A 24,661-nucleotide genomic window follows, 5' to 3' on the forward strand; every position below is an offset into this window, starting at 1 on the left:
AGCGGGTGCGCCTCAATGTTGCGGCGCGCCTTCCCATGCCGGCAGCGTCGCACCGTGATAGACGGTCAGAATCGAGGTCGCGACGTTGGTCTGCTGATAGCTGTCCACCAGTGCCTTCACCCAAGGCGCCTTCGCATCTTTCGCGTTGACCGCGATGAAGTTGCGATACGGATTGCCCGGTACTTTCTCCTGTGCGATGCGCTCCTGCGGAATCTTGATGCCGGCCTTGATCGCCCAGTCGGTATTGACCACGGCTGCATCCAGATCGCCGATCGCGCGGCCGACGATGCCCGCGTCGAGCTCCTTGATCTGAATGTGCTTCGGATTGTCGGCGATGTCGCGAGCGGTCGGCAGCAGGCCAACGTCAGGACGCAGCTTGAAGAGCCCATTCGCTTGCAGAAGCAGCAGCGCGCGGCCTTCGTTGCTCGGATCGTTCGGTACGCCGATCGTCGCATTCTGCGGGAGCGCTGCGACCGATTTCACCTTGCGTGAGTAAAGGCCGATCGGTTGCACGTAGGTATAGCCAACCGGCACGATCTCATAGTGGCGCGCCGCGATCTGCGCGTCGAGGTAAGGTTTGTGCTGGAACGAATTGGCGTCGAGGTCGTGCTGCGCCAGTGCTTCGTTCGGCTGCGTATAGTCGGAGAACGTCGTGACCTTGATGGTGAGGCCGTGTTTGGCCGCATTGAGCGCGACTGCTCGCCATACGTCCTCGTCCTCGCCGGACATGATGCCGACACGCACCGTTTGATCGGCTGCCAGCGCCGACTGCCCGCTCACAATGCCGCAAGTCAGAAGAAGGGATAGCAATGCGCCTTTGAGCGTCGTGGTTGTTTTCATGTGATTTTCAAAGTTGTCAAAATGAAGATCGAGAGATGCTAGAGAGTCTGTCGCCATCGCACAAACAATATCGAGCACTATCGTTATATTGATGAACCCAAGCAGGGACGTACAACGAATCCTGCGGGCATTTTTGTGGCAGGCAATCGCGATTGGTGCGCGTAATTCGATATCGTCACGGTTTGCATTGCAGCAGCATCTCTCCGGCCTCTACTACAGTTCCGCCCGACTCTTCAGCTGTAGAAGTCGACGGGCACAGCGCGCCAGGGAGGCAGCCGTCTCCTATTGCGCCGCCGGCTTGCTGCCGAGCAGCGTCCACTGCCCGTTTTCGACGACGAGGTTGACGCTCTTCACACCGATCACGCGGCGCGTGGCCGGGTCGAAGGTCGCCTTGCCGAACACGACGCTCGGCACGTTATGCAGCTTCGGCAGCGCGTCGCGCACGGCGCGGCGATCGGTGCCGCCCGAGCGCAGCGCGTACGCGGCGATGACCGTCGCGTCGTAGGCGAACGCATTGAAGGCGTCGGGCTGGTGATGATACTTCGCTTCGAAGCCGTGCACGAAATGCTGGACTTCGGGGCTGGGGTCGCCCGGGAAGAAACTGGTGTTGGTCGTCACACCGTTGACGGCATCGCCGCCGAGTTCCATGAACTTCGGCGAATACACTGAGCTCGCGGCCACGATCGGCAGAGTGATACCGCTCGTACGGGCCTGCCGCGCGATCTGCGCGCCGTCGGAGTAGTACGAGATCAGCACGAACGCGTCGGGATGGGCATCGCGCGCACGCAACAGCGTCGCGCGGAAATCTTTGTCGGTGGGCTGGTAGCCTTCGGCGGCCACCACTTGCGCGCCCCGCGCCGCAGCGGCCTTCACGAACACGTCCTTGCTCGCGCGGCCCCAGTCGGTGTTCTGGAACAGCACGGCGATCCGCTTGAAACCCTGCTTGACGGCCAGGTCCGCGAGCAGCGGTTGCGCGTCCGACTGACTCACCGACGGGCTCCAGATGAAGTCGCCGCCTTTGGTGAAGTCGGGATGCGAATTGGTGAAACCCAGCTGCACGAGGCCGGCGCGCTGATAGATCGGCGAGGCCGCCATCGAAGCGGGGCTCAAGAAGTCGCCGAGTTCGATCAGAATGCGTTTGTCGTCGACGAATTTCTGCGCAATGCCGACCGCCTGGCGCGGATCGCTCTGGCTGTCTTCGAACACATACTGCAAAGGATGACCGTTGATGCCGCCCTGGCTGTTGATCTCGTCGAGCGCGAGATCGAAGCCGGCTTTCCATTGCGCGCCGTATTGCGCGTTCGGACCGGTCAACGGTCCGCTGACCCCGAAGAAAACCGGCTCGCCGCTGGCCGGCGCGGCGTCGGACACGCTGTGAAGGGAGAGGGCAAGCACGGCAGCGCCGGCCAGGGTGAAGAGTCGCTGGTACAGTGCGGATGGACGCAATGCGGACATGAGTATCTCCCGGAAATAAGTCGGACTGCGAGTCTCCGACGCATCACATCGTGCGGCAACGAAGCGATTGGCATATCCATATTCGCTCGCCGGCGCACTGTGACGTCGACGTGATGTGAAGCCTTACGCTACGCTGGAAACACCGGCTCGCCCAACGTAAGCATCAGCCGGTTCGCCCATGCGAAGATCGCAATCGCGTGGCTCAGATCGACAATCTGCGTATCGTCGAGTCCCACGCGGCGCAGCGCGTCGAGCGATTGCGGGTCGATCGCTTCCGGATGCAGCGTAAGGTCGATTGCATAGCGCACGATGGTGCGTTCGCGCTCCGTTGTGCCGGCGGTTTCAGGGTCGGCGAAAATCTGCTGGATCACGTCGTCGCGCTTCGCGAGTTGCTGGAAGCGCTGCGCGTGCACGGACGCGCAATACACGCAGCCGTTCACGCGCGACACGACCGTGCTTGCCAGTTCGCGCTCGGCGCGCGACAGGCCGCCGGGCGCATACATGATGCTGTTGAATGCGCCCGAACGTTGCCGCAGGATTTCGGCTTCATGCACCAGCAGCAGGTAATAGTCGGAGGTCTTCGCCTGCGGGTGACTCGTTTCGAGTACGGCGGTCTGAGCGGGCGTTGCCTGCGCGAGCGGGACCACGTCGAGCCATGCGCGCCAGCCGAGTGTTTGCGATGTGAAGCCGTGATCGGTACTCATGCATTTGCCTCCAAGGCGCGCAATGCAGCGACGACCCGCACTTGATAGGTGACGAACGCGACCAGTTGCGAGAGCGTGACGATGGCACGCGTGGTTAGTCCTGCGGCCTGCAGTTTAGAGAGGGCTGCCTGACCGGTTGCAGCGGGACTTATGACCAGGGCCTTGGTGTGAACGAGGATCGCCGCTAGACGCTTATCCGCTATCGTTTCGAATGGAAGCTCATGATGCTGCGCGATGGCATCGAGTAGCGCATGCGTCTCGGCACTGTCCGCGGCTGCGAGCGTCAGCAGACGTTCGCGATAAGCCTGCGCGGTCTGCCCCGCACGCGTCAACAGCGCCGCATACCAGGCTGCGATCAGTCGTTCCTGAAGAGTCAGATCGGTGACATCGTTCGAGAAAAGCGCGTCGTGGCTGCCTTGCGTATAGCGTGTCGCGTCGGCACGGAAGGCGCGCAGCGCGACGACTGCGCTGTCGGGCGCAAGGCCTGCTAGTTGTGCGACGAAGTCGTCGCTTGCGGCTGGCAATGAAGACATGAGATGTCGGTCCGTGAGAAAAAGTGGTTACGCAGTGGTGTCGATGGAACGCACGGCGGCGTCGGCGTCCGCCCATTCGTCGCCGGCGAGTTCGGCGGTGTCGAACGCCTGCAGCGCGGCGAAGTGGGTCTCGCGATCGGCGTCGAACAACATCGCGGCGATCGCTCGGGCGAGGCGTTGCGCGCCGTCGCTGATCGCGGGGATGTCGCCGGCGATCTTGCCGTGCGTCAGGCTCGCCGCGTGGTTGAAGCAGTGGATGCGCGCGAGTGCCGGACAGCTGCCCGAAATGTGCTCCTGGAAGGCGAGATTGCGATCGAGGTCCGGCGAGCTGGCGAGCTCGTCGTTCGGCAGATCGGCCGCCGGTGTGAAGCGGTCGCGCCAGCGGCGCACGTGCGGCGCAATCAGCGCGAACTCGTCGCGCGTATCGATCTCCGAATGAAAACCGGTGGCGAAGATCAGATAGTCGAGCGCATAACGCCCCTTCGGCGTGCCGACCATCACAGTCTCGCCTTCGTGATCCACCTGGTTGAGCGGGCTGGCCAGATGCAGCTGCGCCTGCGGATGTCGCGCGACCCGCAGCACACTGTCGCGCGGCGGCGGTGCCTGAGTTTTTGCGGAGTAGTGCAGAAAGCGCCACTTCCAGGCGTCGGGCAGGCTTGCGAAACCGTGTACGAGTCCGGGGCTGCCGATTCCGGTCAGCTTGTTGATGCGCGGCAGCGCATCGCGGCGCACGAACAGATCGACTTGCGCGGCGCCGGCTTCGAGCGCGCTCGCGGCATTGTCGAACGCCGATGCGCTCGCGCCCACCACGCCGACACGTTTGCCGCGCAACGCGGCGGAGTCGATCGCATCGGACGAATGCGCGTAGAAACGCTCAGGAAGATCGCCGACCACGTCGGGAATGAACGGGCCGCCGAGACCCTCGCGGCCGGTGGCAAGCACGACATGGCGAGCCCGCACGATTTCGCGCCGCGTGTGGCTGTTGTCGCCGGACGGTCCGTGCAGGAGATCGAGTTCGAGCAGGCCGTCACTGCGCGTATGCAGCTTCACGACGCGGGTCTCGTTGCGCACAGGCAGGTCGAGCACACGACGATACCAGCGCAGATAATCCATCCACTGCGCGCGCGGAATCTTGTACAGCGCATTCCATTGTTCGCGGCCAAACTGCGCTTCGTACCACGCACGAAAGGTCAACGCAGGCAAGCGCAGCGCGGGGCCCGTCAACTGTTTCGGCGAGCGCAAGGTCTGCATGCGTGCATACGTGACCCACGGGCCTTCGCTGCCGGCCGGCGCCTGATCGAACAATTGCTGGTTGTCGATGCCGAGCAGCCGCAACTCGGCACTCGCCGCGAGTCCCGCCATGCCGGCCCCGATAATGGCGACGTCGAGCACGCGCTGCGCGTCGACGCTGCGCGCCGGCACCCAAGAAGGCGCGGGCAGTTCGAGCCAGTCGAGGTCTTCGCGAAGCCGGGCTTCGAGCGCGGCCAATCCGTCGGCGGCGTGTGGAGAATGCGTTGCGGTCATGCCGTGACTCCGGTGTCGCGGTGAGGAGAAGAGGTGGCGTCGTCGGCGTTATCCGCGCGATCGTGAGCGACCAGTGCGCCGTGTTGCGACGCCGCGTGCCGTACGGCGCCCGGCAGCAATGCGCGCGACACCTCCGCTAGCGCGTCGATCACGGCGTCCATTTCGCTCGTGCGCGGCCGGCCCGACAGCGTGACGACGCCGTAGAGAAACGGAATCCGCACGTCGAGCGGTCTCACTTCGACGTCGGCTAAACGCATGCCGAACGCCGTCGCCGGATCGACAATGGCCACGCCGAGCTTTTCCTGCGCCGCCATCATCGCGTTGAGCGACGCGTTCGTTTCCAGCGCCACGTGAAGTTCGATGCCGGTCCGAGCGAACGCGCGATCGATCCGGTTGCGCAGTCGGTAACGGTTCGCCAGTGTCGCGACCGGCCGGCCCGCAAGCTCGGCAAGCGGTAGCACGGCATGCTGCGCAAGCGGGTCGTCACGGTGCAGGACTGCCACGCACGGCGCCTCAATGATGTAGTGCACGTCGAGAGCCGCATGATCGAGCGGCAGCGTCGCGATGCCGACGTCGGCTGCGCGTGAGAGCAGGGCTTGAACTACCTGCTCGGCGGAGGCGCTGCGCAGTTGCGCGGCGGTGTGTGTGCGTCCCTGTGCCTGACCTTGCGCCAATTGACTCAGCTGAGCGAGTGCGCGTGGCGCCAACGCCGCTGCAAGTGCGGGCGTCGCAACGACGCGCAGCGACATGGACTCGTCACGCCCGATGGCCCGCGCGCTCGCACGGATGGCATCGAGCCCGATTAGCGAGCGTTCGACCTCGTCATACAGCAGAAACGCGCGACGGGTCGGCGTGACGCGCGGTCCTTTGCGGTCGAACAGCGCATAGCCGATCTCCTGTTCGAGATCCTGGATCATTCTCGTCACGCCCGGTTGCGAGCGGCTGAGCAACCGCGCGGCGCCGGTGATGCTGCCCGTCGACATGACCGCCGAAAACGCTTCGAGTTGATGCAGCTCCATGCAATGCCTCGTTCATGTGATGGGTGCATTCTAGAGGCGCTTGAATGCACAATTCTTATAATAAATTCGGCTATGCATTTGACGGAAGTTGCAGTGCGCCGGCGCGCAAGTCAAAACGTGTGATGGCTCGGCTTCAGTCCGAGATCAAGAAAAAGCCCATGAAATAAGGGGTTTTGTGCAATCGCCCACATTTCGCGCAAGCCTTGTCAGGCTGCACGGCGAGTCTTCTTCATAAGCTTTGCGCTCATGCTGGAATAAGCTTTGACGCTTATCTTCGTTGGCCCGCTTCCCGGCGACATGGTTACATCGGCTCACTCTAATTCAAGGCGTGAGAACAGCATGTCGATTCTGTGGACCAACAAGCGCGGCGCCGCCCGCACACTGCTGCAACTGGCCGGCGCACTGACGATCGCATTCGGCGCCGCCATGCCCGCGGCCAACGCGGCCGATCCGTACTGGGTCGGCGTGACCGGGCCGCTCAGCGGTCAGGACGCGCAATACGGCGAGCAGTGGAAGCGCGGCTTCGATCTCGCGCTCGAGCAGATCAACGGCAGCGGCGGCATCAACGGTCATCCGCTGAGCTACGATTTCGAGGACAGCCGCAGCGATCCGCGTCAGGCGGTGGCCATCGCGCAGAAGTTCGTCGACGACAAACGCATCCTGCTCGAACTGGGCGATCTGTCGAGCGGCGCATCGATGGCCGCCTCGCCGGTCTACCAGCGCGCCGGTCTTGTGCAGTTCGGCTTTACCAACTCGCATCCCGACTTCACCAAGGGCGGCGACTATATGTGGAGCACGGCGATCAGCCAGGCGGAAGAACAGCCGATGCTCGCCCACTACGTCACCAAAGGACTCGGCTTCAAGAAGATCGCCGTGCTCTATCTGAATACCGACTGGGGCCGCACGAGCAAGGACATCTTCGCGAAGGCTGCCGTGGCGAACGGCGCGCAAGTGGTCGCGGCCGAGGCGTACCAGCCGAACGAGAAAGACTTCCGCGCGACGCTCACGCGCGTGCGCAGTGAAGAGCCCGACTCGATCGTGTTGATCTCGTACTACTCCGACGGTGCGCAGATCGTTCGCCAGGCGCGCGCGGCGGGTGTGCGCGCGCCGATCGCGGCAGTCGGCTCGGTGTATTCGCCGAAATTCCTCGATCTGGGCGGCGCCGCGGTGAACGGCGTTTATACGGAATCGAATTTCTTCCCTGGCGACCCGCGCCCGGAAGTGCAGAGTTTCGTGCAGCGTTACCGCGCGAAGTACGGCGCCGATCCGGACACTTTCGCCGCGCGCGCTTACGACGCAATGATTCTCGCAAGCGAAGTGATTCGCCGCTACGGCGCGGACCGTACCGCCGTGCATGACGGTTTTTCGAAGATCAGCGACGTGCCGAGCGTGATTTTCGGCAAGTTCAAGTTCGATCCGCAGACGCGCCGCGTGGCCGGTGCGAAGAACCTCGACCTCGTCGTGAAGGACGGAAAATTCGCGTTGTGGGACGGCGCCAGCGCCGTGCACGCGCAATGATCGAACGCACGAAACTTTTGCGCCACTGGACCGACACGCCATGACTGCCTGGTTCGACTACACGATCAACGGATTGATCGTCGGCAATATCTATGCGCTGCTGGCGGTCGGCCTTGCGTTGATCTTCGGCGTATCGCATCTGATCAACTTCGCCCACGGCTCGGTGTACATGGTGGGCGGCTTTATCGGCTGGCTGTGTTTGACGCGGCTCGGCTTGCCGCTGCCCATCGCGCTGCTGGCGACCGTCGCGGGCTGCGCGCTGCTCGGTATCGTGATCGAGCGGATCGGCTTGAGGCCGTTGCAGGGCGCCGCGCGCATCGCGCCGCTGCTTGCCACCATCGGCATCAGTTTCGTGCTCGACCAGTTGGCGCAGATCGTCTTCGGTCCCGATCCGCGGCCGGTGCCGAGCCCGCTGCCGCAATGGACGCTGTCGATCGGCGGAGCGACCCTCGGCTCGCTCGATCTGCTGATCGCGGCGATCGGCGTCGGCGCCGCGGCCGTGCTATACGTGTTCCTGCGCTTTACGCGGCTCGGCTGGGCCGTGCGCGCAACCGCGCAGGATCGCGACGCCGCGCAGCAGATGGGCGTCAACGTCAATGCCGTGAATCAGGCCGTGTTCGCGATCGCCTGCTGTCTGGGCGGATTGAGCGGGTTGCTTGTGGGCATGTACTACAACAGCATCGATCCCGCGATGGGGTTTCAGGCGACGCTGAAGGGCGTCGTCGCATTGCTGATCGGCGGACTGGGCAACGTGCCGGGCGCGATCGCGGGGAGCCTGCTGCTGGGCCTTGTCGAGAGCTACGGTGTGGCGCTGTTCGGCACGAGCTATCGCGACCTGTTTGCGTTCGTGCTGTTGCTGGCGTTTCTCGTGTGGCGTCCCAATGGACTGTTCAGTTCGAACCGCCGGCTGCCGCCCGAGCCGCTGACGGGCACATTCCTGTCGAATTGTCGCGCGGTGCGCATTCCGCGCCGCGTGATCGTCGCGGTGGTGGCGCTCGCGTTCGCGTTGCCTTTCGCGACGCCATCGTCATACGTGCTGCAAACGCTCACCAATGGCTGGATCTATGGGCTGCTTGCACTGAGTCTGACGCTGGTCGCGGGAACGGTAGGGCAGATCTCGCTGGGCCACGCGGCGCTGCTGTTGATCGGTGCGTATGCGTCGGCGTTGTTGTCGGTGAACCTGGGCTGGTCGCCCGCGCTGACGATTCCGCTTGCCGGTCTTATCACGGCGGCGATCGGCACGCTGCTGGTCTATCCGTCGTTCCGGCTGCGCGGCCACTATGTGTCGATCGCGACGCTCGGTATCGGCGAGATCATCGGCCTCGTGGTGCTCAACTGGGACAGCCTGACGCGCGGTCCGGTCGGCATCACGGGCATTCCGCCGTTATCGCTGTTCGGCTGGCAATTGACGGGTGTGCGCGCGGTTTACTGGTTCACGCTCGGAGTGCTCGTTCTGCTCGCGCTGCTGCAGGTGCGGCTGCTGCGCTCGCATCTGGGCCGCACGTGGCGCGCGATCCGCGAGGACGACATCGCCGCGCGCGCCTACGGCATACGCCCCAACCGCTACAAGGCGATCGCTTTTGCATGCGGCGGACTGGCGGCGGGTATCGGCGGCGGCATTGCGGCGCATCTGTACAGCTATATCAACTACCAGACCTTCGACTCGCAAGTGTCGATCCTCGCGCTGACGATGGTGATTCTCGGCGGCCTCGGCAGCGTGATCGGCGCGGTGGCGGGCGCGATCGCGCTGATCAGCCTGCCGGAGCTGTTCCGCTTCGCTGCCGACTACCGGATGCTGATCTACGGCGTGATCCTGTTGCTGCTGGTGCGTTTCCGGCCGCAAGGTCTGTTCGGCGCGGTATGAAGGAGACGGCCATGAGCTCTACTTCCAATAACGGTGCGGACATTCTGTTCGACGTGCGCCGCGTGACGCGCCGCTTCGGCGGCCTCGTCGCCGTCGACGAAGTGAATCTGTCGGTCGCGCGCGGCGAATGCGTGAGCGTGATCGGACCAAACGGCGCGGGCAAGTCGACACTCTTCAATCTGCTCACGGGAATCGACACGCCCGACGCGGGCGAGGTGCGCTTTGGCGGCGAGGACGTGACCGGCATGGCACCGGAGTTGCTCGCCGCGCGCGGCATCGCGCGCACGTTCCAGCATGGACGCGTGTTCGGCAACCTGAGCGTGCTGGACAACGTGCTGATCGGCGCGCACGCGCGTCTTGCCACCACGCGGCGCGGCTGGCCGGTGGTCGGCGCATTCGCGGAAGTGCTGCGCGCACTGGTCGGCTCGGCGGCGGTGCGGCGCGAGGACGCCGAACTGCGCGAAGAAGTGACGGCGCTGCTGGCGCGCTTTGGTACACGTCTCGCCCCGCGCATCGACGAACCGGCGCACAGCCTGTCCTACGCGAACCGCCGGCGCGTCGAAATTGCGCGCGCGCTGGCGCTGCGTCCGCGCATTCTCCTGCTCGACGAACCCACTGCCGGCATGAACGAGTCCGAGACCGCGGAGATGCTCGAACTGATCCTCGAACTCAAGCGCGAAGGCCTGACGATCCTGCTGATCGAACACAAGCTCGATCTCGTGATGCGGCTCTCGGATCGTGTGCTCGTGCTCGACGACGGCCGCAAGATCGCGCAGGGTTTGCCCGACGAGGTGCGTAACGATCCAGCCGTGATCGAAGCGTACCTCGGGCACCGCCAGGTCGGCGCGCAGGCCGGCCAAAGCGAGACGGCCGCCGCATGAATAGCGCCATGATTATCCCGAGCCTGCATCTGGTTTCATCGAACGAATTACCTTCCACTTCACCCGCCATGACTGAGCCGTTGCTGAAACTCGACCAGATCGACACGTACTATGGACAGATCCAGGTGCACTTCGGCGTGAACCTCAGCATCGGACGCGGGGAGATCGTGAGCCTGCTGGGCGGCAACGCCAGCGGCAAATCGACGGCGATGAAGGTCATTCTCGGCCTGCACAAACCGCGAGCTGGCACGGTCAGCTTCGATGGCAAGCCGCTGAACGGCCTGCCGACTTCGCAGATCGTGCGGCGCGGCATCGCTTCCGTGCCCGAAGCGCGCCGGTTGTTCGGCGACATGACGGTGCGCGAAAACCTGCTGATGGGCGCGTTCACGCGCAAAGACCGCGCGGGTATCGCCGAGGATTACGAACGCATGCTCGAACTATTTCCACGCGTGAAGGAACGCCTGACGCAGCGCGCCGGCACGCTTTCCGGCGGCGAACAGCAGATGCTGGCCATGGCGCGCGCGCTGATGAGCCGGCCCGCGCTCGTCTGCATGGACGAACCGACCATGGGCTTGTCGCCGCTCTACGTCGACAAGGTGCTTGAATTGATCCAGACGATCAACCGGCAAGGCATCACGTTCTTCATGGTCGAACAGAACGCGAGTCTTGCGCTGCAGATCTCGCATCGCGGATATGTGCTGCAGACCGGCCGCGTGGTGTTGTCCGGCACCGCGAGCGAATTGCTCGGCGACCAGCGAATTCGCGATGCTTATCTTGGCGGAGCGCTCGCGGCGGAAACCGCGTCGTGAGCAAAAAGGACGTAACGTCCCGCGCTTTACGCCGCGGGACGTTAAATGCGCATTGGCGCGATCAGGACCGTGCGACGAGTTCGAGCGTCGCGCCGTGCGTGAGTTCGCGTGCGAGCTCGCGAGCAGCGTCGTTGGCTCGTGTTTCCAATGCGACGGCGAAGACGCCCTCGCCCCGTATGGCCAGATGCTTGCGAATGTCGGATGCGAGGCCTGCAGCCGGTTCGTGAGGCGTGCGCGTAGGGCTGACCAGCGTCAACGTGGTCGCGCCGAGCGGCAGGATGGCAAGCGTGATGCCGTAGTCTGGCAGGGGCGCACGCTGTACGCTGAATTCACCGAGCAGCGCGCGATATCGCGTAAGGCTCGCCTCCACGTCGTTCACGGCAAGCGTGATGTTCGCTACGCCGCTTACGCCGTTGGCGTGGTGGCGCACGTCACCTTCGGCGACGCGCAGACGGCGCGGCGTCAAATCTCCGCAGAGGAACGGCAGGTCGGCGACCGGCGGTTTGCCGATCTGCCATTCGAGCCGTTCGCCGTCGGGCCTGACGCGTCCACCGGCGATGGGGCCGTCGTAAAGAAGCCCGCGCTGGTGAGCCGCATCGATCGTTGCGCCGACCGAATGCGGCAGCAGCGCGAAATCGACGAAGCCATCGCCGACGCGATGCCCGGCGTCCCACCAGCGATGCTCAGGCGCGTCGCGCAGAAAAGCGATCAGTTCGAAGTAGCTTCCGTCGGCGAAACCGATCAACGCGTTGTGCGTGGCGCCGTCGGCGTGCGTGCCGCCGCGCTGCACCGTAAAACCGAGCGCGCTGAAATGGGTGATGGCCTGTTCGAGATCCTGCACGCGGATCACGATGTGGTCGAGTGAAAGGGACATGCCGGACGATCTCCTCGGGTGAGTGGCTGAAGAGTATGCGAAGCCACGGGCCAAAAGGCTAACAACGGATTGTCGATTGCATAGCGCTTCCGATGGAATGGCCCGGCGAGTTGGTCATTAAAAGGTCCCATGATAATGATCATGCTTTCGGTTCGATTTCGTTAGTTCACTGACGAATATGGATCGATGGATTTGTTCGTGGCGAGATGCGTGGGAGGCGTCGAGAATCGGGTAAGTCGCCCGACACACTCCTCAATCCACTTTCCCGAACCTCCATGAGCAAACGTAGCGGACATCTGCGCCTTGGTGCTTTCCTTTATCCCGCCGGGCATCACATTGCGGCATGGCGTCATCCCGAGGCGCAGGCCGATGCCGGTGTCAATTTCCGTCACTATGTCCAGCTTGCGCGGCAGGCCGAGGCGGCGAAGTTCGATCTGATCTTTCTCGCCGACGGCGTGGGCACGCGCGGGGACGACATCGACTTCCTGAGCCGCACGGCGCACAGTTATGTGGCGCAGTTCGAACCGATCACCTTGCTTTCGGCCTTGGCGGCGGTGACGGAGCGCATCGGCCTGGTCGGCACGGCTTCGACGAGTTTCAACGAGCCGTATCACATCGCCCGCAAATTCGCCTCGCTCGATCACATCAGCGCAGGGCGCGCGGGGTGGAATCTGGTCACGTCGTCGAGCGAGCATGAAGCGAAGAACTTCAACCGCGACAAGCATTTAGACCATGCGGAGCGCTATGCGCGCGCCGCTGAATTCGCCGAAGTCACCGCGGGACTGTGGGATAGCTGGGAAGACGACGCATTCGTGCGCAACAAGCAGGAAGGCCGTTTCTTCGACCCACGCAAGCGCCACGTGCTCGATCACAAGGGCCGCTTCTTTCAGGTGAAGGGGCCGTTGAACGTCGCGCGCTCACCGCAGGGGCATCCGGTCGTCGTGCAGGCGGGATCGTCCGAAGCCGGCCGCGATCTGGCGGCGAGTACCGCCGAAGTGATTTTCACGGCGCAACAAACACTGCCGGACGCGGTGGCTTTTTACGCGGACGTGAAAGGCCGCATGCAAGCGTATGGCCGCTATCCGGACGATCTGAAGATCATGCCGGGTGTTCTGCCTATCGTCGGCCGCACCGAAAGCGAGGCACGCGAGAGATTCGACCAGTTGCAGTCGCTCGTCGATCCGAAGGTTGGCCTCGCGCTGGTGTCGGGACTGACGGGTGGGTTCGATCTCTCCGAGTATCCACTCGACGGTCCGATTCCCGAGTTGCCGGAAACGAATGCCAGCAAGAGCCGGCAATCTCTGACGCTGGAACTGGCTCGCCGCGAAAATCTCACGATTCGCCAACTCTATCTGCGAGTGGCGGGTGCGCGTGGTCACTGGCAACTGGTCGGCACGCCGGCGCAAATCGTCGATCAACTCGAAGAACGCTTCGTGAATCACGGTGCCGACGGCTTCAACGTGATGCCGCCGGTGCTGCCGGACGGCCTGACCGATTTCGTCGGACTGGTGCTGCCTGAACTGCGTCGGCGGGGCCTGTTTCGCGAGGAGTATGAGGGTCGCACGCTGCGTGAGAATCTTGGGTTACGCCGGCCTGAACATCATCGCTCTGCAACAGCTTGATTGGGTTTAACGCGCGCGCGTAGGTGCGGGCCGTGCGTTCGGACATCCAGTCATCGCTTCAGCGATTTGCCGGCCTCTGCCGGCTGCGCGCATTTCAGAATCGCGCATATCCATAGCTCGATTCGCTGGTTTTGCATGACGTGTCGTGTCCCTATACTGATCCGTCAAATCGGCGCGCGCCCGGCGCGTGTGCCGGATCAAGCTCCCAATGCTAACAGCCGGATCCGCTGCGATCCGTGCGCTTTGACAAGGAATCAAGGCATGCAGATCTCTCAGGACACCGCAGCGCGGGCAAAGCTTCAGGCGGCACTGGCCGCGTTGCCGGCGTTGGCCAAGGCGATCGGCGAAGACGCCGCGCAACGTGAAGTGCGGCGCGAGTTGCCGTTCGACGGCTTCGCATTGTTTCGCGAATCGGGTTTGGGCGTGCTCCGTTTTCCGGTGGAGTGGGGCGGCCTCGGCGGTTCGCTGGAGGATCTCTTTCATGTGATCGCGACACTGGGCGCACATGAATCGAACGTCGCGCACGCCTTGCGGATTCACTACGATCTGACCGAGCAATTGCTGTTGTCGCCACGCTCGGCCTTCAACGACACCCAGATCGAACGCGTGCGGAAAGGGGCGATCTTCGGCGGGGCGTCGACCGAACTCGGCACCTCCAGGCCGGGCGAAATCGTCACGAAACTGGTGCGCGACGGCGAGCACTTCCGCGTGACAGGCAAGAAATATTATTCGACCGGCACGGCATTTTCCGACTATGCGCGGATCAACGTGCAGGATGAGAACGACGAGAAGGTGTCGATCGTGATACCCGTGTCGCGCGATGGGGTGCAAGTGCTCGACGACTGGGACGGCATGGGACAGCGCATGACGGCGAGTGGCAGCCTCGTGCTCGACAACGTCCAGGTTTTTTCTCACGAGATCGCCACTCGCGGCTATACGAGTCTCGCCGGACGGCATGGCAGCGCGGTGCGGCAGTTGCATCTGGTGACGGTCGCCGCGGGCATCGTGCGCAACATCGTGGAAGATGCGCGGCGCTACGTCACGCAATACGGCCGGCCGGTGCTGCATAGCCCGGCGCCTTCCGCACGCGAGGACGGTTTCGTACAGCAGGTGGTGGGCGATCTCGCGGCGCACAGTTTGTCGATCGACGCGCTGGTCGCGCAGAACGCGCGTACGCTGGACCGTTCGGCGAATGCAATCCGCAGCGGCGCGGCCAACGCGGAAGAACTGGTGCTGGAGGGCGCGCTGGCAACGGCCAAAACCCAACTCGTGGTGAGCAAGCTGGCGCTATATGCCGGCGAGCGTCTGTTCGAGATCGGCGGGGCTTCGGCCACGGGCCGCGCACACAATTTCGACCGGCACTGGCGCAATCTGCGCACGATCTTCAGCCACAATCCGCTGCTGCACAAAGCCCGCGTAATCGGCGATTACGAGTTGAACGGGGTCACCACGCATCTCACCGAAGGACGCGTGTTCTAAAGCGCGTCGCCATCCACTCATCCATTACGGGCATTGCACACCATGAGCCGAGATTTGCTGCTACTGCTGGAACCGGGATTTATCGATCCGAAACATCCCGGTGAACGGTTTATCTGCCCGGACGGGGCGCCCATTGAAGGTTTGCTCGCGAGCGATCCGGCGCTCAACGCGCGTCTGGAGATTCGCCGGTTGCCGTTTCCGCGTCCGCGCGCCGCGGTGATCGAGGCGCTCGACGCGGAGCACCAGAGTCTGCCCGTGCTGGTTCTCGGCGACGCACATCCGGCGCCTGCCGACGCACAGACATTAGGCGAGAAACGCTTCGTGACGGACACGCGCCGCATTCTCGATCTGCTCGCACAGCGTCACGGGTTCCCTAAAGTACATTGACGAATCCACCCGGACTAAGAGTGCACGATTTCGCGTGAAGTCATGACACGACGCGGAAAACAACGTGCCTCGATCAGGAATCCGATCGAGGCACGTTGCATCAAAGCAGATGCATCAGAACAGATGCTTCACGCCGGCCGAGACGGCCACCTGTTTGCTCGTTGCAGACGGTGTCAGATACCCGATTGCCGCAACCGCGGGGCGCCCGAGCGAGTCGGTTCCGCTCGCGTGCTGAAATGCACCCGTCACATAGAGGTCAGTGGCCTTGGAAAGCGAATACGCCGCGCCGAGGTTCAACTGCTCGTACTTGGCGCCTTCCTTGCCGCTCACGCTGCCTCCCGCCGTATAGTCGAACGATGTGCCGAAGCGCAAGAACGGTGTCGCCTGATAACGCAAGCTCGCACTGGCGGTGCTCAATGTTGGCGAGCCGTTGTAGTGCAGCGCATTGAGCGACGAGTTCGAACCGAGCCCGCGGAACTGCGTAGTCGAGTACGCAGCGCCGAAGATCGCGCCGCCCGCGGTGTACGTTGTCGCCACCGAAATTGTCTGCTGTGTGCTGGCCGAGGCGAAACCGGCGATCGCGGGATTGGACTCGGCGCTCGTCGCCGATCCGGCGGAGCCGAGGTTGTTGCCGGTGGCGCTCGCATTGGCATTGGTGCCGTATAGCGAGGTATTCGGATTGCGCGCATTGACGATCGACGCGGCGATCGCGAACGCTCCGCCGGTATAGCTCGCGCCCGTGGACCAGAGCTGATTCTGCGTGACATTCCCGGCCACGCCGCCCACGCTATACAACGCGCCGAAGCGGAAGCCGTTGAACGAGTCGGACAGGTACTTGAGCGAATTGTTGATGCGGTGCGTGAAGTTCAGATTGTCGTAGTCGGCGGGATGGATCGCGAGGTTGCCCCAATACCAGCCGTGAATCAACGGTGATACGAACTCCACCGATGTATCGGCCTGGCGCCCCAACGTAAATGTACCGTAGCGTGCGGCATTCACGCCGACCCAGGCCTGGCGGCCGAACAACGTGCCGCCTTGTCCCATAGTGCCGTTGTTCACGCTGAAGCCGCTTTCGAGCTGAAACACGGCCTTCAACCCGCCGCCCAGATCTTCCACGCCTCTCAGGCCCCAGCGGCTCGACGACAACCCCGACGAACCGTTGTCGAACTGCGCGACTTGCGAGCCGCCGCGCGGCTTGCCCGACACCGATGTCGCAGCGGTTTGCGCGTTGTTCGAGTAAGTGACATTGCCGGTCACGATCCCATACAGCGTGACGGTACTTTGAGCACTGGCCGTGCCGACCATTAGAGAGGAAACGCTGAAAGCGAAAAGCAGTTTGTTCATGGTTAATTGAATCGGTGTTGAGGGAGAGTCGGAGAAGTGAGTGACCGATGAACATCGTGAAGTCGGCGACAAACGATAAGCAAAACGAACCAATCGAACAAACAATCAAGATCGATATTGATATCGATGAACTCTCTTGAATAAGCGCTAAAACACCGATATTTGAGCGATAACCGCCGACGGGCTCGACGGCAATCTGGCCGACGTGTTCCTTGCCTGAGACGAGCGGGCGCAATGCCCGCAACCGACGCGCGGTCTTTCGTCCGCGCCGTGCTTTGCATATGCAGAACGATTGTTTCTTTTGCTGCCGCAGTGGCTTTATCGTGAGCGCTGCGGCAGCAGCATTGCCGACATCACCACTACGACAATTCATTCGGCGTGAACCGGCCGAACCATCGGCAAAAAAGGACCTGAATCACATGGCAGGGCTGAATCGACGCGATTTTCTGATTTCATCGGGCGCAGCGCTTGTGGCCGCCGGTATGCCGGCCCCGGCGTTCGCCCAGGGCGAGGCGCTCGCGCCGAAGCGGGGCGGCACGCTGAACATGCTGATCAATCCCGAGCCGCCGGTGCTCGTGTCGATCTTCCAGACCACCGGGCCGGCGCTCGTCGCGAGTTCCAAGGTGCTCGAAGGCTTGCTCGCTTACGACTTCGACCTGCGCCCCAAGCCGCAATTGGCCACCGCATGGGCTGTCAGTCCGGACGGCTTGAGGTACACGTTCACGCTGCGGCAGAACGTCAAATGGCATGACGGTCAGCCCTTCACGTCGGCCGATGTCGCGTTCTCGATCGATTTGCTCAAAACGGTGCATCCGCGCGGGCGCAGCACGTTCGCCAATGTCGCGCGCGTGACGACGCCGGATGCGCGCACCGCGGTGATCGAATTGTCGAAGCCGGCGCCGTATCTGTTGAAAGCACTGTCCGCCGGCGAGTCGCCGATCGTTCCGAAGCACCTGTATGCGCAGGGCGATCCGCTGTCCAATCCGCACAACAACGCGCCGGTCGGCACCGGGCCGTTCCGCTTCAAATCATGGACGCGTGGCGCCAACATCGTCTACGAACGCAATCCGGACTACTGGGACGCGGGCAAGCCGTATATCGACGGCCTTGTCTTCAAGGTGATTCCCGACGCTGCGGCCAGGTCCGCCGCATTCGAAACCGGCGCGCTCGATCTGGGCGGCGAGAATCCCGTGCCGCTCACCGATCTGCCGCGTCTCACGCAATTGCCGCAACTGGCGGTCGAAACGCGCGGCTATCGCTTTCTGGAGCCGCTCTCCGAGATCGATTTCAATCTCGAGCATCCGATCCTGAAAGATCTGCGCGTGCGCCAGGCGATCGCGCATGCCATTAATCCGCAAGTGGTGCAGCGCACGGTCGCCTATGGCTATGCCGATCTCTCGCCCACGCCGATCACGCCGGGCTCGCCGTATCACGACGCCAAACTCGCGCCGTATGCATTCGATATCGGCGACGCGGAGAAATTGCTCGATGCCGCGGGCTATCCGCGCAAGGACGGCGGTGTGCGCTTCGGTCTCACGCACGACTTCCTGCCCTACGGCGACATGTATCGCCGTCAGGCTGACTACGTCAAATCGGCGCTGGCGAAAGTGGGCATTGACGTTACGGTTCGCTCGCAGGATCTGCCGGCGTTTCTGAAACGCGTCTATGCGGACCGTCAGTTCGATTTCACGAGCATCGGCGTCAATACGCTATTCGATCCGAGCGTGGGCGTTCAGCGCCTCTACTGGTCGAAGAATATCCGCCCCGGTGTGCCGTTTTCGAATGCGCCGCATTACAGCAATCCGGAGGTTGACCGCCTGCTCGAAAGCGCCGCGGTCGAAACCGACGAGAGTAAGCGCATCGCGCTGTATCAGCAGTTCCAGCAGATCGTCTATCGCGATCTGCCGATTCTCACCCTGGTCGCGCCGCGCATGATTACACTCGCGAACCGGCGCGTTCATAACCACACCGTGTCCGCGCAAGGCCTTGAAGGCAATCTCGCGGACGTCTATCTGAGCGCATGACAGGAGCGACGCGATGAGTCGAGGTTTGCGTTTTGGGGCGATTCTCCGGTGGACCGCGTGGCAGGCATTGCCGACGGTGATCGGCATCGTGATTCTGAACTTCTTCCTGCTGAAGTTGATGCCGGGCGATGCCGCCGACGTGCTGGCTGGCGAATCCGGCTCCGCGACCGCGGAAACGATGCAGGTGCTGCGCGCGAAGTTCGGACTCGACCAGCCGGTGCTTCACCAGTTGTGGTCGTACCTCGCGCATCTGTCGCACTTCAGCCTTGGTTATTCGCCGCGCTACGACATGCCGGTGATGCAGCTGATTCTGTCGCGCCTGCCCAATACGCTGCTGCTGATGGGCGTGGCGTTGTCGTTCGCGATTCTTGCGGGCGTTGTGCTGGGCGCGGTGATGGCGCATTGGGTCGGCAAGTGGCCGGACCGTGTGCTGTCCGTGCTGGCCTTGCTGTTCTATTCGACCCCGGGCTTCTGGATCGGACTGCTCGCGATCGTGTTGTTCTCCGTGCATCTGGGCTGGCTGCCGAGCGGCGGCAACATTACGCTCGGCGTCCAGCTCCACGGTTTCGCCTATTTCGCCGATGCAGCCAGACATGTCCTGCTGCCGGCCGCGACGCTGGCGACGTTTTTCGTCGCGATCTATGCGCGTCTGACGCGAGCCGCGATGCTGGAAGTGCAGCGCCAGGACTTCGTGTGCACCGCGCAGGCCAAGGGCTTGCATCCGTGGCGCGTGACGGTGCGGCATGTGTTGCGCAATGCGCTGATGCCGCTCACGACCATCGTCGGGATTCATTTCGGCACCTTGCTGGGCGGTGCTGCGGTGACCGAGACGGTGTTCAGTTGGCCCGGCCTCGGCCGCCTCGCGCTCGACGCGGTGATGGCGCGCGACTTCAGCGTGCTGCTCGGCGTGCTGCTGCTGTCGTCGCTGCTCGTGATCGTCGCCAATGTTCTGGTCGATCTGTTGCAGGCATGGCTCGACCCCCGCGTCGCGTGACGGATCGCGCTGACGCCCGCTGTTTTTTCAGAAGGATGACATGGCTTCCGACTCTTCCAATCTGATTCCCACGACGCCCGAGGCCGAAGTATCGCCGTGGCGGCGTCAGTTGACCGGTACGCTGTTCGGTCTGCGCCGCGGCAACACGGCGGTTACGGCACGCCACACCAGGGCGGGACGCGGCGTGTGGCGCGCCTTGCTGCGCAATCCGTCGGCGCTTACCGGGCTCGTCCTGCTGGCCGCCTTCATTGCGCTTGCGCTCAGCGCGGCGCACTTGTTTCCCGGCGATCCGCTCGATATGGTGGCGGCGCCGTTCGAATGGCCGGGTATCGATCCGCTGTACCGGCTCGGTACTGACTCGCTGGGGCGCGACGTGGCCGCGGGCATCGCGCATGGCACGCGCGTGTCGCTGCTGATCGGCGCGGCGTCGGCGGGAATCGGCCTCGTGATCGGCACGCTGGTCGGCGCGACGGGCGGCTTCTTCGGCGGTGTGATCGACGACGTGCTGGTGCGGGTGACCGAACTCTTTCAAACCGTGCCGTCGTTTCTGCTGGTGATCGTGATCGTCGCGATCGGCCGGCCGAGCGTGACGATCATCGCACTCGCCATCGGCATCGCTTCATGGCCGACCGTCGCGCGGATCGTGCGCGCCGAATTCCGCACGCTGCGCCAGTCGGACTTCGTGCTCGCCGCACGCAGCCAGGGCTTCAGCAACGCGCGCATCATCTTCGGCGAGATATTGCCGAACGCGTTGCCGCCGGTGATCGTGACTGCGTCGGTGATGGTGGCGAGCGCGATTCTGATCGAGTCGTCGCTGTCGTTTCTCGGCATGGGCGACCCCAATGTGGTCAGCTGGGGCGGCATGATCGGCGCCGGCCGCGATTCGCTGCGCACCGCCTGGTATCTGACTGCCGTCCCCGGCGCGGCGATCGTGCTTGCGGTGCTCGCATTGAATCTGCTCGGCGACGGTCTGAACGACGCGCTCAACCCGCGCCTGCGCGAACGCGTCTGACCAGAGACCCAACACCTGGCCGATGGCATCGGCCGACAACGTACCCAAGGAATGCACCGTGGCAAACCTGCTTGAAGTACGCGACCTGCGCGTCAGTTTCGGCGCGCATGAAGCGGTGCGCGACCTGAGCTTCGACATCGCGCAAGGCGAGACGTTGGCGCTGGTCGGCGAATCGGGCTGCGGCAAATCGGCGACCGCGCTGTCGCTGATGCGCCTCGTGCCCACGCCGGGACGCGTGGCGGGGAGCTTGCGCTTCGACGGCCGCGAGCTGCTCGATCTGTCGGCGCGCGAGATTCGCGAGATTCGCGGGCAACAGATTTCGATGATCTTTCAGGAGCCGATGACATCGCTCAATCCCGTGCTGTCGATCGGCGCGCAGATCGTCGAGACTTTGCGGCAGCACGAGAGCCTCTCCAAGTCTGCCGCGTGGAAACGTGCGGTCGAACTGCTGGCACTGGTGCAGATTCCCGAGCCGCAACGGCGCGTGTTCGATTATCCGCATGAGCTGTCCGGCGGACAGCGGCAGCGGGTGATGATCGCGATGGCGGTGGCCTGCCGGCCGCGCCTGCTGATCGCCGACGAACCGACCACGGCACTCGACGTCACGATCCAGGCGCATATTCTCGAGTTGCTCGACGGTTTGCGGCGCGAGTTGTCCATGTCCTTGCTGCTGATCACGCACGACCTCGGCATCGTCTCGAAGCACGCTGATCGTGTCGCGGTGATGCTGGCGGGCGAGAAGGTCGAGGAGGCGCCCGTCGCGCGGCTCTTCACGCAACCGCGGCATCCGTACACACGCGGACTGCTCGGCGCCTCGTTGAATCTCGCGGACGATCTGCATTATCGCGGCTGGAAACTACCGGAAATCCGCCACGGTATCGGCGACGACGGCAAGCCGAGCTTCGCGGTGGTGCCGCGCTCCGTGCGCACCGGGCAGTATGTGGCGGACGTCGATTCCGCTCAGCGAGAAGCGGCTGCCGGTGAAGCGCCGTTGCTTGAACTGCAGGACGTGCGGATCGACTACCCGCAACGTCACGGTAAAACCACGCTGCGCGCCGTGGATGGCGTGTCGCTGCGGATTGCCCGCGGTGAGACGATCGGGCTGGTGGGCGAATCCGGCTGCGGGAAATCGACGCTGTCCAAGGCGATCCTGCGGCTCGTGCCGACAGCGAGCGGTGCGATCCGTTTGCGTGGCACCGATCTCGTGCATCTAGGCGAGCGTGAGTTGCGGCCGCTGCGGCGTCACGTGCAAATGGTGTTTCAGGACCCGTATGCGTCGCTCAATCCGCGCCGCACGGTGGCGGAGATTCTGGATACGGTGCTTGTGGCAAACGGCATCGGCAACGCCCAGCAGCGTCGCGCGCGGATCGCCACCATGCTCGACCGGGTCGGTTTGCCTGCGTCAGCGCTGGGCCGCTTTCCACACGAATTCTCGGGCGGCCAGCGGCAACGCATCGGCATTGCGCGGGCTCTCGTACTCGAACCGGATCTGCTGATCTGCGATGAACCGGTGTCCGCGCTGGACGTGTCGATTCAGGCACAGATTCTCAATCTGCTGGTCGATCTGAAACGCGATCTCGGCCTGGCGTATCTGTTCATCTCGCACGATCTTTCAGTGGTGCGTTATATCGCCGATCGGGTGCATGTGATGCAGGCCGGGCGCATTGTCGAGAGCGGACATCATCGGGACATCTGGCGGGCGCCGCAACATGCGTATACGCGCACGCTGCTCGAAGCGATTCCGGGCAAGACTTTCGACGCGCAGGCGGCTTGATCTGTCGGGGCCGCTTCTTTGCACGGAGATGACGGCGCAGGGCGGCTCATGCCGCCTTGCGCCGTCTTTCAGGTGTTGTCACTCGTTGCCGAAGTACGCCGGCAATCGAAAGCCGTCATAAAAACGATTGCCGCGAATCGCACGCTGGAACTCCACCGACTGATACGCCTGCACGATATCCTGAGTCGCGCGTGCGTTGCGATTCGATGCCTTCACGACAACCTGGTTGATATACGGCGGCGTCATTTCTTCGAGCGCGAGCGCGTCGGTCAGTTTGTGTCCGCTGAAGATCGCGAAATTGCCCTGAATCGCCGCGTAATCGACATCGTCGAGCGCACGCGGCGCTTGTGCCGATTCGAGCGGCACGATCCTGATGCCAGCCGGATTGGCGATCACGTCCCGCTCGGTGACGTCGACGGGATTCGGGTTCGGTTTGATCCTGATCCAGCCGATGCGCTGAAGTATCTTCAACGCGCGTTCCAGATTGACGGGATCGTTCGGCACCGCGACGCGCGCGCCGGCTTTGACATCCGCCAGCGAACGATGCTTGCTCGAATAAAGCCCCATCGGCGGAGTCGGAACCTGCACCACGCCGACCAGGTCGGTGCCGTTGCGATCGTTATACGACTTCAGATAAACCTCGTGCTGCATCACGTCGGCGACGATCTCGCCGCGGTAGACGGCCTGGTTCGCTTCGAGTCCGGTGCTGAACTCGACGTATTTGATTGCGTAGCCTTTTTTGCGCAGTTGCGGTTCGACACCCGCCTTGAATTCGTCCGCGTAGGGGCCGGGCACGAAACCGACACGCAGTTCCTGCGCGGTGCCGCCGCTGTCGGCGGCATAGGCGGTGAAGGTGGCGAGCGTGGCGGCCAGCAGGAAGGCGCCGGCGAGGCGGCGTCTGATGATCGATGGAGCAGCGGTGCGGTCCAGGTTCATGGCTATCCCTGTTGAACCAGCGCTTGCTGATCCTGCTGCGCCCCATGTCGCACAATCCGCCCAAAGAACGGATGGCCCGGGTCGTTGAAACCGGGCGTCGACGGATGCCCGCTCGCGACGAGCGAATCGACGAACGCCTCGTCTTCGGCCGTCAAGCGATAGCGCAGCGCCGGCAGATAGTCTTGCCATTGCGCCTCGGTACGCGGACCGCCGATCGTCGAACTGATATAGCGGCTGTTGAGCACCCACGCGAGCGCGAATTGCCCGGCCGACAGCCCGCGTGCTTGCGCATGCTCGCGCACACGCCGCGCCAGTTCGAGCGATTCGGGACGCCATTCGGTCTGCTCCAAGCGCCGGTCGCTGCGGCCCGCGCGGGTGTCGGCGCCGGGCGTCGCGCCCGGTTCGTACTTGCCGGTCAGCACGCCGCGCGCGAGCGGGCTATAGGAAATCACGCCGAGCCCGTAGCGGTGCGTGGCCGTCAACTGTTCGGCTTCGGCCTGACGGTTGGCGATGTTGTAGAGCGGCTGGCTCGCCACCGGCGCATCCAGCCCGAGCGCCTGCGCGGTGTGGCTGAACTCGGCGATCTTCCACGCGCGATGGTTCGACAGCCCGTAGTAACGCAGCTTGCCCGCCCGGATCAGATCGTTCAGAGCACGCACGGTTTCCTCGACGGGCGTTTCGTGGTCTTCGCGGTGGATATACAGCAGGTCGATGTAGTCGGTATTGAGGCGTTTGAGGCTGGCATCCACCGCCCGCGCGATGTGTTGGCGTGATGCGCCTCGCGCGTTCACGTCGCCGTCCTGCAGCGGATTGGCGAATTTGGTCGCGAGTACCCAGCGCTCGCGCTGCGCGGCGATGCCGCGGCCGACTACGCGCTCCGATTCGCCTTTGCCATACACGTCAGCGGAATCGATCGAATTGACGCCTTGTTCCAGAGCCTGATCGATGATGCGCGCGGCGCTCGCTTCGTCGGTGGGGCCGCCGAACATCATCGTGCCGAGCGTCAGTGTCGAAACCTTGATGCCGCTCTTGCCGAGTCGTCTGTATTCCATGTGAGTCGGGTTCCGT

General features: G+C 63.5%; 21 protein-coding genes. 11 read left to right on the forward strand and 10 right to left on the reverse strand.

What is annotated here, in order from left to right:
- Positions 1–12: 12 nt before the first annotated feature.
- From ACFSNN_RS04510 to ACFSNN_RS04535, 6 genes are all read right to left on the reverse strand, one after another.
- Positions 13–840, reverse strand: a complete 828-nt coding sequence (locus tag ACFSNN_RS04510; protein ID WP_134466231.1) for a MetQ/NlpA family lipoprotein — start codon at positions 838–840, stop codon at positions 13–15.
- Positions 841–1,122: 282 nt separating this feature from the next.
- Positions 1,123–2,295, reverse strand: a complete 1,173-nt coding sequence (locus tag ACFSNN_RS04515; protein ID WP_134466232.1) for an ABC transporter substrate-binding protein — start codon at positions 2,293–2,295, stop codon at positions 1,123–1,125.
- 128 nt (positions 2,296–2,423) lie between these two features.
- Entirely contained in the window at positions 2,424–2,999 is a 576-nt protein-coding gene (locus tag ACFSNN_RS04520) for a peroxidase-related enzyme (protein ID WP_134466233.1), read from the reverse strand.
- The gene (locus ACFSNN_RS04525) at positions 2,996–3,532 is read right to left on the reverse strand and encodes a CMD domain-containing protein (protein ID WP_134466234.1); all 537 of its coding nucleotides are present in this window, start codon (positions 3,530–3,532) and stop codon (positions 2,996–2,998) included. The genes ACFSNN_RS04520 and ACFSNN_RS04525 overlap by 4 nt, the downstream gene beginning before the upstream one ends.
- A gap of 27 nt (positions 3,533–3,559) precedes the next feature.
- Positions 3,560–5,056, reverse strand: a complete 1,497-nt coding sequence (locus tag ACFSNN_RS04530; RefSeq protein ID WP_134466235.1) for an NAD(P)-binding domain-containing protein — start codon at positions 5,054–5,056, stop codon at positions 3,560–3,562.
- Positions 5,053–6,075, reverse strand: a complete 1,023-nt coding sequence (locus ACFSNN_RS04535) for a LysR family transcriptional regulator (protein ID WP_134466236.1) — start codon at positions 6,073–6,075, stop codon at positions 5,053–5,055. Before ACFSNN_RS04535 ends, ACFSNN_RS04530 begins: the two co-directional genes overlap by 4 nt.
- Before the next feature lie 339 nt (positions 6,076–6,414).
- Here ACFSNN_RS04535 and ACFSNN_RS04540 point away from each other — a divergent pair, with 339 nt between their 5' ends.
- Genes ACFSNN_RS04540 through ACFSNN_RS04555 form a run of 4 tightly spaced genes read left to right on the forward strand, consistent with a single transcriptional unit; the run spans position 6,415 to position 11,147 of the window.
- The gene (locus tag ACFSNN_RS04540; RefSeq protein WP_134466237.1) at positions 6,415–7,593 is read left to right on the forward strand and encodes an ABC transporter substrate-binding protein; all 1,179 of its coding nucleotides are present in this window, start codon (positions 6,415–6,417) and stop codon (positions 7,591–7,593) included.
- 40 nt (positions 7,594–7,633) lie between these two features.
- Positions 7,634–9,457 carry an ABC transporter permease gene (locus tag ACFSNN_RS04545; RefSeq protein WP_134466238.1) on the forward strand — a complete coding sequence of 608 codons (1,824 nt, stop codon included), beginning with the start codon at positions 7,634–7,636 and terminating at the stop codon, positions 9,455–9,457.
- A gap of 11 nt (positions 9,458–9,468) precedes the next feature.
- A complete protein-coding gene (locus ACFSNN_RS04550) occupies positions 9,469–10,338 on the forward strand; it encodes an ABC transporter ATP-binding protein (protein ID WP_134466239.1) in 870 nt (289 codons plus the stop codon).
- Between the two features lie 8 nt (positions 10,339–10,346).
- Entirely contained in the window at positions 10,347–11,147 is an 801-nt protein-coding gene (locus ACFSNN_RS04555) for an ABC transporter ATP-binding protein (protein WP_244323249.1), read from the forward strand.
- Positions 11,148–11,208: 61 nt separating this feature from the next.
- Here the strand turns inward: ACFSNN_RS04555 and ACFSNN_RS04560 are convergent, their stop codons facing one another.
- Positions 11,209–12,021, reverse strand: a complete 813-nt coding sequence (locus ACFSNN_RS04560) for a VOC family protein (RefSeq protein WP_134466240.1) — start codon at positions 12,019–12,021, stop codon at positions 11,209–11,211.
- A 275-nt stretch (positions 12,022–12,296) separates the two neighbouring features.
- Here ACFSNN_RS04560 and ACFSNN_RS04565 point away from each other — a divergent pair, with 275 nt between their 5' ends.
- From ACFSNN_RS04565 to ACFSNN_RS04575, 3 genes are all read left to right on the forward strand, one after another.
- Complete coding sequence (locus ACFSNN_RS04565; RefSeq protein ID WP_134466241.1) at positions 12,297–13,643, forward strand: LLM class flavin-dependent oxidoreductase; 1,347 nt, start codon at positions 12,297–12,299, stop codon at positions 13,641–13,643.
- A gap of 261 nt (positions 13,644–13,904) precedes the next feature.
- Positions 13,905–15,122 carry an acyl-CoA dehydrogenase family protein gene (locus ACFSNN_RS04570; RefSeq protein WP_134466242.1) on the forward strand — a complete coding sequence of 406 codons (1,218 nt, stop codon included), beginning with the start codon at positions 13,905–13,907 and terminating at the stop codon, positions 15,120–15,122.
- Between the two features lie 42 nt (positions 15,123–15,164).
- Positions 15,165–15,509, forward strand: coding sequence for a DUF3088 domain-containing protein (locus ACFSNN_RS04575; RefSeq protein WP_134466243.1), 345 nt, complete (start codon positions 15,165–15,167; stop codon positions 15,507–15,509).
- A 114-nt stretch (positions 15,510–15,623) separates the two neighbouring features.
- Here the strand turns inward: ACFSNN_RS04575 and ACFSNN_RS04580 are convergent, their stop codons facing one another.
- Entirely contained in the window at positions 15,624–16,853 is a 1,230-nt protein-coding gene (locus ACFSNN_RS04580; protein ID WP_134466244.1) for a porin, read from the reverse strand.
- Between the two features lie 419 nt (positions 16,854–17,272).
- On the opposite strand from ACFSNN_RS04580, the gene ACFSNN_RS04585 reads away from it, so the two are divergent.
- From ACFSNN_RS04585 to ACFSNN_RS04600, 4 genes are read left to right on the forward strand one after another with little or no spacing between them, the layout of a single operon-like run.
- On the forward strand, positions 17,273–18,877 hold the full coding sequence (locus tag ACFSNN_RS04585) for an ABC transporter substrate-binding protein (protein ID WP_134466245.1): 1,605 nt from the start codon (positions 17,273–17,275) through the stop codon (positions 18,875–18,877).
- A 13-nt stretch (positions 18,878–18,890) separates the two neighbouring features.
- On the forward strand, positions 18,891–19,871 hold the full coding sequence (locus ACFSNN_RS04590; RefSeq protein ID WP_134466246.1) for an ABC transporter permease: 981 nt from the start codon (positions 18,891–18,893) through the stop codon (positions 19,869–19,871).
- 40 nt (positions 19,872–19,911) lie between these two features.
- On the forward strand, positions 19,912–20,883 hold the full coding sequence (locus ACFSNN_RS04595) for an ABC transporter permease (protein ID WP_134466247.1): 972 nt from the start codon (positions 19,912–19,914) through the stop codon (positions 20,881–20,883).
- Positions 20,884–20,941: 58 nt separating this feature from the next.
- Entirely contained in the window at positions 20,942–22,657 is a 1,716-nt protein-coding gene (locus tag ACFSNN_RS04600) for an ABC transporter ATP-binding protein (protein WP_134466248.1), read from the forward strand.
- 78 nt (positions 22,658–22,735) lie between these two features.
- Here the strand turns inward: ACFSNN_RS04600 and ACFSNN_RS04605 are convergent, their stop codons facing one another.
- Positions 22,736–23,593, reverse strand: coding sequence for a MetQ/NlpA family ABC transporter substrate-binding protein (locus ACFSNN_RS04605; RefSeq protein WP_134466249.1), 858 nt, complete (start codon positions 23,591–23,593; stop codon positions 22,736–22,738).
- Positions 23,594–23,595: 2 nt separating this feature from the next.
- On the reverse strand, positions 23,596–24,645 hold the full coding sequence (locus tag ACFSNN_RS04610; RefSeq protein WP_134466250.1) for an aldo/keto reductase: 1,050 nt from the start codon (positions 24,643–24,645) through the stop codon (positions 23,596–23,598).
- Between the last annotated feature and the right edge of the window lie 16 nt (positions 24,646–24,661).

Source organism: Paraburkholderia dipogonis, assembly GCF_042680985.1.
Classification (GTDB): domain Bacteria; phylum Pseudomonadota; class Gammaproteobacteria; order Burkholderiales; family Burkholderiaceae; genus Paraburkholderia; species Paraburkholderia phytofirmans.